The 13,534-nt window shown below is 56.4% G+C and carries 14 protein-coding genes and 1 pseudogene; 10 read left to right on the top strand and 5 right to left on the bottom strand.

The genetic code is table 11. The features are described from left to right. Positions 1-87 precede the first annotated feature (87 nt). A complete protein-coding gene (locus RB_RS15105) occupies positions 88-435 on the bottom strand; it encodes a hypothetical protein (protein ID WP_164922063.1) in 348 nt (115 codons plus the stop codon). 200 nt (positions 436-635) lie between these two features. Here RB_RS15105 and RB_RS15100 point away from each other — a divergent pair, with 200 nt between their 5' ends. The 4 genes from RB_RS15100 (at position 636) to RB_RS15085 (ending at position 5,187) form a co-directional block, all read left to right on the top strand. Beyond that, positions 636-1,973, top strand: coding sequence for a sensor histidine kinase (locus RB_RS15100; RefSeq protein WP_011121379.1), 1,338 nt, complete (start codon positions 636-638; stop codon positions 1,971-1,973). A 226-nt stretch (positions 1,974-2,199) separates the two neighbouring features. After that, a complete protein-coding gene (locus RB_RS15095; RefSeq protein WP_165447220.1) occupies positions 2,200-3,627 on the top strand; it encodes a S41 family peptidase in 1,428 nt (475 codons plus the stop codon). 220 nt (positions 3,628-3,847) lie between these two features. Further along, positions 3,848-4,228, top strand: coding sequence for a heavy-metal-associated domain-containing protein (locus RB_RS15090; protein ID WP_007336450.1), 381 nt, complete (start codon positions 3,848-3,850; stop codon positions 4,226-4,228). 26 nt (positions 4,229-4,254) lie between these two features. After that, positions 4,255-5,187 carry a sirohydrochlorin chelatase gene (locus RB_RS15085; RefSeq protein ID WP_011121375.1) on the top strand — a complete coding sequence of 311 codons (933 nt, stop codon included), beginning with the start codon at positions 4,255-4,257 and terminating at the stop codon, positions 5,185-5,187. 53 nt (positions 5,188-5,240) lie between these two features. Here RB_RS15085 and RB_RS15080 read toward each other — a convergent pair whose 3' ends face one another. Then, a complete protein-coding gene (locus RB_RS15080; protein WP_007328467.1) occupies positions 5,241-5,792 on the bottom strand; it encodes a hypothetical protein in 552 nt (183 codons plus the stop codon). A gap of 553 nt (positions 5,793-6,345) precedes the next feature. On the opposite strand from RB_RS15080, the gene RB_RS15075 reads away from it, so the two are divergent. From RB_RS15075 to RB_RS15055, 5 genes are all read left to right on the top strand, one after another. Continuing rightward, positions 6,346-7,692 (top strand): tyrosine-type recombinase/integrase, encoded by a 1,347-nt coding sequence (locus tag RB_RS15075; protein WP_231845670.1) that lies wholly within the window; start codon positions 6,346-6,348, stop codon positions 7,690-7,692. Between the two features lie 298 nt (positions 7,693-7,990). Beyond that, positions 7,991-8,377, top strand: coding sequence for a VOC family protein (locus RB_RS15070; RefSeq protein WP_164922062.1), 387 nt, complete (start codon positions 7,991-7,993; stop codon positions 8,375-8,377). A gap of 214 nt (positions 8,378-8,591) precedes the next feature. After that, positions 8,592-8,957, top strand: a complete 366-nt coding sequence (locus RB_RS15065; protein WP_164922061.1) for a hypothetical protein — start codon at positions 8,592-8,594, stop codon at positions 8,955-8,957. Positions 8,958-9,156: 199 nt separating this feature from the next. Next, on the top strand, positions 9,157-9,465 hold the full coding sequence (locus RB_RS15060; protein WP_164922060.1) for a hypothetical protein: 309 nt from the start codon (positions 9,157-9,159) through the stop codon (positions 9,463-9,465). Positions 9,466-9,627: 162 nt separating this feature from the next. Beyond that, positions 9,628-9,912 carry a hypothetical protein gene (locus RB_RS15055; protein WP_011121366.1) on the top strand — a complete coding sequence of 95 codons (285 nt, stop codon included), beginning with the start codon at positions 9,628-9,630 and terminating at the stop codon, positions 9,910-9,912. A 362-nt stretch (positions 9,913-10,274) separates the two neighbouring features. Here the strand turns inward: RB_RS15055 and RB_RS15050 are convergent, their stop codons facing one another. From RB_RS15050 to RB_RS28340, 3 genes and pseudogenes are all read right to left on the bottom strand, one after another. Continuing rightward, on the bottom strand, positions 10,275-11,402 hold the full coding sequence (locus RB_RS15050; RefSeq protein WP_011118153.1) for an IS91 family transposase: 1,128 nt from the start codon (positions 11,400-11,402) through the stop codon (positions 10,275-10,277). Continuing rightward, on the bottom strand, positions 11,399-12,052 hold the full coding sequence (locus RB_RS15045; RefSeq protein WP_390175256.1) for a tyrosine-type recombinase/integrase: 654 nt from the start codon (positions 12,050-12,052) through the stop codon (positions 11,399-11,401). Before RB_RS15045 ends, RB_RS15050 begins: the two co-directional genes overlap by 4 nt. Continuing rightward, positions 12,041-12,259 (bottom strand): annotated as a pseudogene (locus tag RB_RS28340) (phage integrase N-terminal SAM-like domain-containing protein); the annotation flags it as partial. The gene RB_RS15045 and the pseudogene RB_RS28340, both read right to left, overlap by 12 nt. A gap of 324 nt (positions 12,260-12,583) precedes the next feature. Here RB_RS28340 and RB_RS15040 point away from each other — a divergent pair. Further along, positions 12,584-13,339, top strand: a complete 756-nt coding sequence (locus tag RB_RS15040) for an SDR family oxidoreductase (RefSeq protein WP_231845669.1) — start codon at positions 12,584-12,586, stop codon at positions 13,337-13,339. The last annotated feature ends 195 nt before the right edge of the window (positions 13,340-13,534 follow it).

Raw genomic sequence — 13,534 nt, 5'->3', positions numbered from 1 at the left:
ATCCCTACGATCTGGACAGACGGACCGCTCGAGCGGACAAATCGCTCGCAACTGAACCGTAATAGAGGCCGAACTCGCCACAACGACCTAGCCCGCTTGGCGGCGACGCCAAAGGAAGCGGAGGTAGTCCAACATCATCCACTGGATGATTAACAACGCGACCGGACCGCCGAACAGAATGAATTGGCTGGCCTGCTCACTTTGGAACCAGCTCACTCCGGCGGCACTCAGAGCTGACAAGCATGCCATCACGAAGGCACCATTGATCAATAAAAGCCCGCACGACAAAGCCACCGAACTGAGCGACATCAGGCAGCCTCCCGCAAAATCGGTCAGCGGCATCGAGTTGGCACCAATCCGCTCGGCTTCGTCGGGAAGCGAATCAATTCGATCGTTTCCCGTTCGCAAACCTCGCTGCCCCTCAGAAACCTTCATCGAATATTCTATCTTGCGAGATACTGTTTGAAAAACCAAACGTTAGACTGGAACGCCAAACGTTCGACGGAAGCGATTGGGCGGTCACTGAATGACGAGCGAGAAATTGAGCTGACAACTCAAATTAGCATGGCTGCAATCCGTGGAAGAAACAACCAGCCCGTGATCTTACGCCTCTCTTTGTCGAATCGAATGACGGTATGAGCCAGGACGCCCGACTACGACCTTCTCCAATCTGCTTTTCGCAGCCACCGTTGCGATCATTCGGCCCCGCAGTCGCTGGGATGGTTCTGATTCTAGCTTTGGTCGTCGCCAACGCGTCTTCCTGGTTGGTGGGTTTGGTCAGTTTGGTGGTGATCGGATTGTTATTGGTTTTCCGTCATTGGCACAGTTCGCAACAAGATGATGCTGTGTCCGCCTACGTCCGTGACAGCACCGAAGAAATTCAAAAGTGGCAGGAACGCCTGCGTTGTCTGCATGCGGAGACTCGCCAAAATGCTTCCGCACTGTTGCAACTCAGTGACGGTGTGATTGTGTTGGCAAAGGATTTTTCCGTGTTGCTGATCAACCCCTCGGCGGTCCGTTTGCTGGGGCTGAAAAAACGAGACGCTTTGCTAGGGCGTTGTTTCACCGAGTTGGTGCGTGTGCCGCAATTGTTGGCGTCGATTCGTTCGGCGGTCCGAGAACAACAACCGCAGGAATTCACCGTCGAGGTGCATGACCAAGGTGTCATGCGTCCGCTGCGTGTTCGAGTGGATTTGATTGATACCGGCGAAGAACCAAATTTGCAGTTGTCGCTACGTGATGAAACGGAAGCACGTCGCGTTGAAGAGATGCGACGTGAATTCATCGCCAACGTATCACATGAGTTGAAAACTCCGTTGGCTGCCATCAAAGGCTACGCCGAAACGGTCGAGTTGGCCGTGCAAGACGACCCCGATGCGGCGTTGCACTTCATGCAACAAATCATGTCGCAATGCTTGCGGCTGGAACGATTGGTTCACGAGATGATGCAATTGGCACGCGCTCAGGCCGGACCGGCCAACCTTCATTTGTCCAGCGTTTCATTGTCCGAAATAGTCTCTGACGCAATTCGAACCTACGAACCAGTTGCCGCTGCGAACGGGTTGGATTTGATTCAAGAGGTCCCTTCCGGTGAGGCCAAGATCATTGCGGACCGAGAAGCGACGCTGACGATCGCCAACAATTTGATCGGCAACGCACTGCGCTACACTCCATCGGGAGGAGAGATACGGGTGTCGATCGTAGAACAAACCGATCAGTGGGCTCTTGTGGTGGAGGACACCGGTGTTGGTATTCCGTACTCTGAACAGCAACGCATCTTTGAGCGTTTTTATCGCGGCAGTCGCAACGAAGAATCCAGCACGAGCGGCACGGGGTTGGGGCTCGCTATCGTCAAGCATTTGACGCAGGCCCAGCAGGGCGACGTTTCCGTCACCAGCACTCCCGGCGAAGGATCCCGTTTTTGCGTCTGTTTGCCCGCGGTGCAAGCCTCAACGGAACTCAATCGAGTTTGATGTGCCTGCGTCGGGATGTGGTCCTGACCGCTCCGTCTCGTCCTGTGCAAATTGGCCAGTACAGATCGGCCTGTGCAGATTGGCCTGTGCAGATCAGCTTGGACCGCTCGGCCAGTACAGATCGGTCATGCCAAGCAAGCGAAGAAAATCACGCGTGGTTTAGACGGTGGGTGCCATCGTGATACCATGGCGTCGTTCTCGCTCATCTCCGCAATCTGACTCCGCCATGCTCCCGCGAAACTTGACTCTGCTGTTGTCCGTGCTGGTCATCTCATTCGCATGTTATGCCATCTACTTGCGGACGCGATCTGCCATGATGGTCGGTGAAGCCATTGAAATGATCGATCGGTACTACGTTGAACCGGTGGATCGCCGCGAATTGCTGACATCGGCGATGGCGGGCATGACGTCGACGCTGGACCAGCACAGCGAATACATTCCGCCGGTCAGCTACCAAGCCTTTCAGGACACGATCCAACAAGAATTCGCGGGAATTGGGATCTACGTTGATCAGCCGGTCGAAGGCGAACCCGTCCGCGTGATCACTCCATTGGTGGGCTCGCCCGCTCTCAGGGCCGGTTTGATGCCGGGAGATGCGATCTTGGAAGTGGACGGCGAATACGTTGGCGACATGGACATTCGGTCCGTCAGCGAACGATTGAGAGGACCGATCGCAACCACCGTGCAGTTATTGGTTGAGCGTGGTGAAGAGAAACTGGAAGTGAAGGTGCAGCGGGACACCATTCAGTTGGAATCCGTCATCGGTGACTATCGAAACGGAGGCAATGAATGGGTTTATCGTTTGAAGCAGCATCCCGACATCGTCTACGTTCGGATGACCAGTTTTGGCGACAAGACAGTGAGTGAACTGCGTTCGGTCCTGAGTCGGTTGATGCCGAAGCCAGACGTGTCGGGGTTTGTGCTGGACCTTCGAGGCAACGGTGGCGGATTGCTGACCGCTGCCGTTGATGTTTGCGATATGTTCTTGAGTTCAGGACGAATCGTCAGCACAAAGACTCGCGGCGGAGTGGTCGAAGACGAGGTGTCGGCAACCGCGGGAACGTTGGTGCCGCCCGATATGCCGGTCGCGATTTTGATCGATGAGCATTCTGCTAGTGCCAGTGAAATTGTTGCGGCGGCACTGCAGGATCACGGACGAGCGACGATCGTTGGTACGCGCAGCTATGGCAAAGGTACTGTGCAGAATATCTTGCCGTTGGAATATGGCCGCAGTGCTTTGCGTCTGACGGTGGCGAAGTACTACCGCCCAAGTGATCAAAACATTCACCGCGGTGTTGATGACACCGAAGAGGATGTTTGGGGTGTGAGTCCTGATCCGGGCATGGATGTCAAAATCGCCGAAGACGATATACGGCAACTGGCTCGATTCTGGGAAGAGGCTTCTTACCCATCGCTGAAGAACCGCGATTTGAAGGACGCTCATTTAAAGCTCGCGGATCCCGATGAAGAAGTGGATTCGGATGCCGCACCTGATGCTTCTTCAAACGAGGCTTCAAACTCGACGGAAGAGGATGCTGTTGTCACCGAGCGATCGCCTGCCGAATCAGCCTGGGAGTTGGACACGCCCTTGCGAACCGCGGTGGAGGCCATTCGGTCAGCCAAATCATCCAAGCAAATCTCCGCTGCCGCCTGAGTCAAAGACGATCGCTCGCCCGTGTTTCTCAGGTTAATCGCCGTGATTTTCGACGGGTCTCCTTGAGCGATCCGGTCCGAGATGGCTCCCATTTGGATTGGCGGTTGTGAGTCTGGATTCCGCATTGGTAAACTAGATGGTGGTCTGAGACGACGAGTTCGTCGTGGTTTTTTCCCTTTCAGACTCCTCGTAATCCACTTCACTCTCATTGAGTTCACCGATGAAATCGATCGTTTACGTTGTCGCCGCTTTGGCCGCTGTTGGAATCATGGTTGCGATCTCTGCGACACCCGACCGAGCACCTGAAACCGAAACCGCGCCGGCCGCCTCCGTCGTTGCGACTCCGGAGATCATGGCCGAAGCTGGCACGATGACTTTGGAGGTGCCTGAGATGCACTGCCAATTCGCATGCTTCCCTCGTGTTCAAGAAACGTTGGAAAAGAATGACGCGGTCAGCGAGGTCGCTTTGGTCGATCAACCCGATCCCAATGCTTTGACAGTCAAAAAAGTTGTCGTGAAGTACGATGCTGGTTTCGATGTCTCGTCAGCCTTGGCCGCTCTGCAAGAACAAGGGTTCACTTCAGCCCAGAAAGTTCAGTAATCGGTTTCGCTGAAAAAAGTCGCTCGATGGAACGTTGTATCCCAACCAAGGAAGCCACTCCGATCTCGCGACCTATCAGTGAAACAAGCGACTTGGATCAGCAACCCGCTTCTGGCGGTCATCCGACCCATGGGATTTTGCTGATCGGACACGGGACTCGTGACCAACGCGGGACCGATGAGTTTTTCGAGTTGGGGGATCGACTGGCAAATCACCTGGCCGGTCAATCGATCGTTCAGCCATGTCTGCTGGAGTTTCAGTCGCCAACGATTGATGAAGGTTGGCGGCGATTGCTCGACGCCGGTGCGGAGCGTATCACTGTTTCGCCTCTCTTGTTGTTTGCCGCGGGGCATGCCAAGTCAGATATTCCTGACGCTGTTGAAGCGGTTGCTCGCCAGACGCAAACGCTCGACCGAATCGCTGGTTACAGCCGTCCGATTTCGCGACAGCCACACATGATCGATTTGGTTCGCGAGCGTTTGATCGAATCAATCGAATCGGTGTCCGATGGCGAAGCAGGCAATGCTTCGATTGCGACGGCGGTGGTGATGGTCGGTCGCGGAAGTTTGGACCCGTGTGCCTCATCGGACATGCGGTTGCTAACCGAAGTCACGGTACGCGGTCGATTGAAACAGTCTCACCGTTCTTGCATCGCGGATCTGTACGCGATCGACGCCGACGGTTTGCGAACGACATTTTATGCGATGGCACAACCGCGACTGCCGGACACGCTGGACCAGATCGCTGCGAGCGGTCGATTCGGTCGAGTCATCGTCCAGCCGCACCTATTATTTTCGGGACGATTGTATGACGCGATCGAGCGTCAAACCAAAGAAGTGGCGACAAAATTCAGTGAGATCGAATTTGTCATTTCGCGGTACTTGGGGCCGGATGCCAAAGTGGCCGCGGCCATCGCCGAACGAATTGATTCCCTGCAATCCGAGAACGTCGGCGAATAGCACCCGAATCCTTCGGGGCAATTTGTTACTTGTTGATTGTGGCTGGCTGTAGATCAGTCTGGAAGTTTTCGGCGGAACTGAGGTCGTTTCGCTTTGGGCAACTCCGCTTGGTGCTCTTCTTGGTATCGACGACGCTCAACAGGAGTCGCGTAGAAGGTCAGGTAAGTGTCGTTGTCGTCCAGGCATCGCCACTCCAGGCTCTTACCGGGGGCATCGATCTTCTTTTCACACGCCGGAAGTATGTCCCGGTAGATCACTCGATACAGTTCGCGATCGGAAAGGTGATCTGTGAACGTGAGTTTGATGTTTTGGGAATGAAGTTGTTGGATCGTGCGCTGCAATTCTACCGACAACGCTGCATCGTCCAGCGATTCTGGAGATGGGATTTGAAGCGGGGGATTGAACCACTGAGCGATCGCAAGTGCTGGTGCCCGTTCCCAGGCCAGGATCGATGCGAGGTACTCGTTCTCCTTCTGAAGCGGCATGCTCCGCGTCGTCGGATCGTCGATGGAATCGTCTCGGTATGGTTCCAACTCGTCTCGCAAGCGAGCGTTGGTGAGAATCAAATCCACCTCGTCGATCATCGGTTGACTCGTTTCACTCATGTCCTGATACCCTTCGTCCTCTAGCAAAATCGCGTGACCGGGGCCCGTACCCCGCACTCCGTTTAATTCGCGTCGACGCGACTTGCGGCGACACTCCCAAGCTATCCAGGCCGGCTCGCCACTCAATCTAGAATTGAGTCAAAACGACGAACTCGGCAGATTTTTGCGAGCTCGTGTGTGTCTTGATCGATACGAACGTCACGATTTACCACGTTTCACGGCATCCGGGCCATCACTCTTCAGCCTGCGAGCACACCAATAGGGTGCGGTGGCATCTTGGGCATGAATGGCTCCGCAGGAGTCTGCGTTCCAAGCTCGGGGCGGAAGCTTCGAGATCAGCACGCCAGCAACACGCGATGCCACCCCGGATGGGGCAGTCAGATCCAAGCGGCATTCTGTTGTCGATTCAGCAACAGATCTGGCCTTTGGAGACTGTCCGGCCATTCGTTGTTCCGAAAACAGGGCCGGATCGAGATGAATTCGCATTGTTTGCCACGCCTGACTCGCTGAACGTTTGCGAAACGTGTCTTCGCCTTATTTGCTGGAGCAGCTCATGTCTCGTCTTGTCGCACCGGATGCACCCCGTCTCTATACCAATGGCCAACCCTGGCGAGACGCCCGTGGCCGAGGCGCCCCGCGACACGCTGTGGAGACGGAATTCAAAGCCGAGCATGCCGTCGTCGACCTCTCGACTCAGCCGCCCAAACCGTTGGTTGTTAAATGTCTCGTCCGTGAGTTGCGGATCCGCTTTTACGCCGTCAGCACCATCAAAAACTATCGCTCCGCTTGGGTCTGCTTCCTTCGCTGGTACCGAGGACCGCTGGACCAGATCGACCAAGAAGACATTCGGGAGTACTTGGAACTGCTGGTCGCTGGCGGCGCATCGGCGTCGGAGGTCAGCGTCACGTTGTCGGCACTGCGAACCGGTCTGGACAAATTCTGTTTGTTGCGTTGCACGGTTGGGCTGGTGTCCCCGCGAAAGTCAAAACAATTGCCTGTCGTGATGTCCAAGAAAGAGGTCCAGCGAATGATGGAGGCCGCTCGCACGTTGCGTGACAAACTGCTTCTCACCGTGCTGTATGCAACCGGTTTGCGAGTCGCGGAGGTCGCCCGTTTGCAGTGGTCGGATTTTGATTTCGATCGCCAACAAATCCGAGTTCAACTTGGCAAAGGCAAAAAGGATCGCTACGTCATGTTGGCCGACGATCTGTTGCCGCTGATGAGGCAGTTGTGGCGGCACACCAAAGGAGTTGGCTACCTGTTTCCTTCCGAAGGCAGGCGTGTCGACCGGCATCTTTCTCCGAGGACGATCCAACGTGCGGTCAAGCAGGCTCGGATTCTGTCGGGAATTGGCAAGGCGGTCACGCCGCACAGTTTCCGCCACAGCTTTGCGACGCATCTGATCGAATCCGGTACCGACATTCGGTTCATTCAAAAGCTGCTCGGGCACACCAATTTGGAAACCACCTCGCTGTACACCAAAGTCGCACGAATGAAAGCGACTGCGGTTGCCAGCCCACTGGATCGGTTGAGGGACGAACCAGGTTCATCGTCGGAGTCTTCCGGTCGGCAACCGAAGCCTCGGCCCTCCGTGGGCCGGATGCGGCTTGAGGTGGATCCGAATCCCGATTCAAACGGCGCGTATGCGGTGACGTTGGGCGTTTGGAAGGATGGTCAATTGCTTCCCCTGCCGGGAATGCGAGCGACGATGCCGCGCCAAGATTGGGTTTCCTTGCAAATCCCACTGCAAGACATCTGGGAACCGACGCTGCGTTGTCTACCCACGGCACAACGAGAGCGATTGGAGTCGCCCGAGTTCTTCTCGCAGTTGCAGCGAGAGGTTGCCAAGCGAATCCTGCGAATCAGAGACGCGGAACCTTTTCAGGCGCTCAAGACCTAGCTCATTCGCAACTGCGAGTTGAATTCAGCCCCGCAGGACGTTCGTCTTGTCTGCCAGCGGGGAAGGTATGACTGCTGCCGCGTCTCAGCGTCAAAAACACCGATATTGCATCCCGGCACCCGGCGGAGCGAACGCAATCCCACCTCACTGCGTCCTCGCCCAGTCGCCCAAGTGCTGCAGACCGAGCCCCCTTCAGCTAAAATCCAAACCCGTTTTCCCCCATTTCCAAGCATGTACGACACCCTGTCGTCCAGAACCCCGTTGTGGGACGCAAGTTTCCCCAGATAGCAGACTTTTCATGTCCGAACCCGCGTTTCAATCTGCTTCGCCGTACAAAAACGACGTCCTCGCGCTGCCTGTCACGGACCTCGATGCCGCATCCGACTGGTACTCGCAGCACTTTGGCATGACCGAAGTGGAACGCCGCAACTCGCCCCACCCAACCGTAATCCTTGAGCGCGATGGCGTGAAAATTGGGTTCGCGATCAACGGTGGCGATCCATCACAGGAGGGGGCCGCGATTCGAGTGGCCGATATCGACGGCGTGAAGTCTCAACTCGAATCCAACGGTATCGCGGTCGCGAATACGCGTGTAGATGAACGTGACGGTGAGCGCTTCAACGTCTTCTTCGTGGTGGCACCAGATGGGCTTTGCTACTACTTCAATGAACCGGTCACGTCCTGACTCGGTTCTCCTAGCGGGTGTTCTTGCAATGGAAGACGTAATCACGACGCAGCGTCCCACAACATGGTTTTTACGCTAGGCCTTCGGCACACCTTCGCTTGTTTGGCAACGGGCGTTGGCATTGGTACAATTTCTCGTGATTCAAACTCCACCGCTTCGTTTGGGGCGGTGTCGTAAAAACCTTCCGTTGTGCGGCCTAAATCGAACGTAGCTTATGGCTTTTCTGGTGTGTCCAACATGCGGCGCGGAGTACCACGCACTGATCAGCGATCCAAAGACCTGGTACGCCGAACGATATCCTGATGTTGCCGTTGGCTCGGTCGTTCCCGGCCTGTGCTTTGACTGCTTCCCCGACCTTGCAGTTGGCGACATTGTCGACATCCGCAATCACGGCGAACCACTCGATGGCCAAACAGTCTCCGTCCAAAAGATTGTGCTTGATCCTGCTGGTTGCGGGGCGATCTACTTCGTTCGCCTCCCGAATGGTCGCGATCGCGCCTTGGCTCGGTGCAATCTGAGTAAACACCGTGAAGCCCTAGATGCCGACCCGCCCGCGCCTCCCAAGGATGGCTACTTCTAACGGCTTGCCGGCCGCACACCTTCCTTTGCACTTCAAGCGGGGCTGGCGTATCATTAGCTGTTCGTGATTCAAACTCCACCGCTTCGTTTGGGGCGGTGTGGTAAAAAACTTCCGTTGTGCGGCCCTACTCAAAATGACATCGCGACTTCGGCTGCATTGCTCAACCTGTGGCGTCGTCCTTACCAATTCGCTATCGCTTGTGTCAAACGATCCGTTCGATCTCGACGAGGACGACGGCGAACCCCGTCTCCCGCAAGGTGGCTACTACATCGCTGCTGGCGATGACTGGGCGGCAGACGGAGATTACATCGCTAACGTCAATGACCTGCTGAACGTAAGCGATCACGCAAATCCTGGACACCTCAACGGGTGCTGCGGGCTCGACGGTTGCGACGGCGTCAACACGGTCTGCTGCAACGGGCATGACGTTGCCATACGACGCACTGACTGCTGGATGCCGCACTACGTTGCTTTTCCGCCATCACTTGTAAATATTGGCGACGGTTGACGGGCCGCACAACATGGTTTTTACGCTAGGCCTGCGGCACACCTTCCGGGTTTGGCCACGCGGGCTGGCCTTGGTACAATCTCCGTAGTTCAGGCATCGTTCGCTTCGTTTAGGGCGGTGTCGTAAAAACCTTCCGTTGTACGCCTCAGGTATCCGTTTTTCATGCCCACTCACATGTTTGACGTCGCGGAAACCTTCGACATCGCTGGGCGTGGTCTTGTCATCGCAACCAACAAAACGTTTGCCACCCTTGACGACGTCGTCGTGCGGATTGGTGATTCAATCTTGATTCGTCGTGCGTCTGCCAAGGACCTGCCAACATCTGTTGTCGGCATCGAGCACTGCGACCCTTGGTCGCCGGACCGCACCTTCGCATTCCTTGTCCCCGACGGCATCACGAAATCCGATGTTTCGATCGGCTCGCAAATTTGGTCGGTGGATTCGTAACGCACCGGCGTACAACTATTTAGGATTTGGGGTCAGCGAGGTACGAGCCTGAACCCAAATCCTTGTTCAAGGCGAGTCGCTTTGCGGTGGGGACACTCCGGCGATGGTTCCCTAGTGGTTTTGTCCGCTGCGGCGTGCCCTGGCGAAGGGCTTTGTGCGAGGTTCGGTTCGGCGCGGTGGTTTGGGCAGCCGCTCTGGAAACGCAGAACGGTGTTTTGAATCGGGCAAGGGCGTTGATCGGCTGTTGGAATCGTGTGCCGGGATGCGTTTCGTGGCAGGTTTATGCGATGGGCGCGCAGGGGCAGCGGCGTCACCGATCAGATGACTTTGAAAGCGACGTGTTATTGGAGCGACGATCTGGATCATGGCGGCGCTCTGGCTGGTTGCGGCAAAGTTGTCGTGGCAGGGGTGTAGCCCAGGTTGATCATCGGGCCGCCGCAGTTGGGGCACTGCATCGCGACCGGTTCCGCCATCACGATCTGCTGGCTGCAAGCCAGTTCGTATTGACGCTCCAGTGAGACAGCGACCAACCAGCGAACCTCCTCGAGGGATCGCTTGCTGCGCGCGTTGGCGAATCCGTAGTGACGCACACGATGAAAGCCAGCCGGCAACACGTGCTGGAGCCAACGGCGAATGAACTCTTCCACACGCATCTGCATCGGCTTGTATTGACGCGTTCCGCTGCGTTTGACTTGCAGCGTCAAGCTGGCTTCTTCGAGCGAAGTCGATTCGTCGCACTGCGTGACGCGTCGATTGGCCACCGCACCTCGCATCACGTACGGGGCCAAGTACGCGACCGCGAATTCGCCGCTGCCGACCGCTTCGCTGTCGACGACGAAGCGTCCCTTCCAGACATCATCGGGGATCGAATCAAAGTACGATTCGGATCGCAGTTTGTCTTTCAGCTTTCCGCGAAACAACCTCTCCAGAATCTGCTCGGGCACGAACACACTGGCGCGACTGCTTTGCCAGACTCCGCCAGCGTCGATGCCGCCGGCGGGCACCACGACGTGAACGTGCGGGTGGTAACCCAGGTCACGTCCCCACGTGTGCAGCACGCTGGTGAATCCCGTTTCGCTCACGCCGACATGTCGCGGGTTGGTCGCTGCTTGCTGAAGTGCCTGAGCTGCCGCACTCATCATGGCGACGTAGAGGACCTTGGGGTGAGCCATCGCAAACTCGCGTAATCCGGCTGGCAACGTGAACGTGATTAGAAAGTACTGGCACGGCAACAGGTTTTCTTGAACACTGGCGAGCCACTGTTGCTGACGCTGGTGCTGGCACGCTGGGCAGTGCCGATTGCAGCACGAGCGAGGCACATGAGTGACCTCACCGCAACCGGAGCAGGCATACTGGATCGTGCCCAGAGAATCTTCCCGGCACGCCATCACGGCGCGGAGGACCTTCTTCTGTTGGGCGGTCATTCGTGTTCCATGCTTCGCGATGTACTGGTCGCCATAGCGTTTCAAGACCATTGAAACGCCTTTCATGAAAGGCCTTGCTCGGCGACGTCCCCGTTCATGATCTGAGCGACGATCTGCCTGGCTCTTTCGTCACCCAGGCGTGTCAGGTGGAGGTAAACCTCGGTTGCTTGCAAGTTCTTGTGTCCGAGGTAGCCTTGCAGAACCTTGAGGTTGACTCCGGCGTCCAGCATCGCGGTGGCGTAGGAATGCCTCAGTGTGTGCGGAGTCAATCCGGAGTCTTGCCAGCCCAGCGACTCGGTGACTTTCGTGAACCCACGCTGGATCGTCCTGGCACTGATGGGTTGGTCAGCCTTCGACGCCGGAGTGTTTCTCTGCGTCGCCGGAAACAACCAGTTTGGATTGCGATGGGTTGCCCAGTGGGCACGAAACGCATCGAGGGTAGCTTGAGGCAGTGGGACTTCGCGTTGCCGGTGTCCTTTGGTGGTGCAAACGCGGAGCATCATTCGATCGGCGTCCACGTCTTGGGGTCGCAAGTGGCGAACGTCGACGCCACGGAGTCCGCAGGAGTACATGGCTCGAAAGATGACTTGCAGATGGGACGCCACGGTGGCGTCAATGAGTTGCCAGCATCGCTCGGGTACCAAGACCATTGGGAGCGTGTTGGACTTGGGGAAACGGATTGCTTGCAGAGTGGGCCAGTCGCGAGGAACGGTCACGCGAAAGAAGAATTTCAATGCTCCGACGATCGGCCGCATCGAACCGAGCTGCAGTTGCTGTCTTCGCAGCAAGACATACTGCCGGACCTGTGCTTCGGAGAGTTTTTCCGGGGAGCAAGCGAAGTGCTCAGCCAAGTGGGCGATGGCATTGCGGTAGCAGGCGATGGTGCTGGGTTGCTTTCCGCTGAGCAGCAAGTCTTCTCGAAACCGCTTGGCGAGGTCAGAGTGAAAGCGAGCGAGCGTGGCCTTTTTTTGAAGTCATCGTCGAGTTCCTGACGAGGGAGTGAAGTGAAAGACAGGAGACACCATAGTCACCGAAGCAGTCTCCACCCCAACCCCGCCGCAAAGCGGCTCACTTGAACAGGAATTTTACGCTGAGCCTTCGGCACGCGTTGCTTGGTTGGTTACGTTGGTTGGCATTTGAACGGTTTTGGCAAACGCCACTGTTCCCTTGTGCAACCGCGGCTAAGTCTTAAGCGGCTGGCTTGGTTCGTATGAGCGATGTTTTTGATTGGTTCTTGGAAGTCGAACATGCAAGCGATCCCAACGTACGTTGTGACTGGTGCAACACGCGGAATTGGCCGAGCAGTAGCGAAAGAGTTGGCAGGCCGTGGGTTTCGTGTTTTCGCGGTTGGCAGGTCGGTCGAGTTGCTGCAGTCGCTGTCCGAAGCATGCGGTTCACGAGTGACGACCGTGGCCGCCGATCTTTGCTCGATCGCCGGTGTTGAACAGCTTTTAGCAAGTATTCCGTCAGACTCTGAGATTGCTGGCCTCGTGCATTCGGCTGGTTCTTTGGTTCCATTGCAGCCATATGAGCAGATCGACATGAATGAGCTGGCGGAACACTTTCGCATTCATGTTGGTGTGCCGATTGAGTTGTTTAACTCCTTGAGTCGAGATTGCACCGTCAAACGGATGTTGTTCATTGACAGTTATTCGGCATCGAATGCTCGTCTTGGATGGGGAGCGTATTCGATTGTGAAGGCGGCGGCGCAGATGGCTGCTCGTTGTGCTGCCCAGGAGTTGCCGGGTACCCGTACGATCCGTGCTTATCCCGGTGCGGTCAACACACGGATCGTTGACGCCGTTTTGGCTTCTGACACGCAAACCGCGTCGACTTTCGCGAGCATGCGAGAGAAAGGCGAATTTGCTGAGCCGGAAGACGTCGCACGATTCCTGGTTGCGCTGTTGGTGGACGCGACCGACGAACTGATCGGCTCACGTGACGTCTTTGACTACAACAATCCCGGCGATCGCGCGGATGTTTTTCAGCTCACTAGGAGCTAGTCTTCCGATCAGACGGCCAGGATTGCTGCCGTGTTGTTTGTCGTTGTTGCTGAAGCGATCGCGTGGTTCGTTCGTCGGACGATTCACATCATCGGGAAGGTTTATATCTGCAAACGATGTGGCTCGTTACAATGAAGCGGCTCCGTGATGGGGCCAGCTTGGCGGGCTGTCACGTACTCACTGATTCACTCACTC

Origin of the sequence: Rhodopirellula baltica SH 1 (genome assembly GCF_000196115.1) — a bacterium.
Taxonomy (GTDB): Bacteria; Planctomycetota; Planctomycetia; order Pirellulales; family Pirellulaceae; genus Rhodopirellula; species Rhodopirellula baltica.
This window is presented reverse-complemented; position numbering and strand designations above follow the sequence as displayed.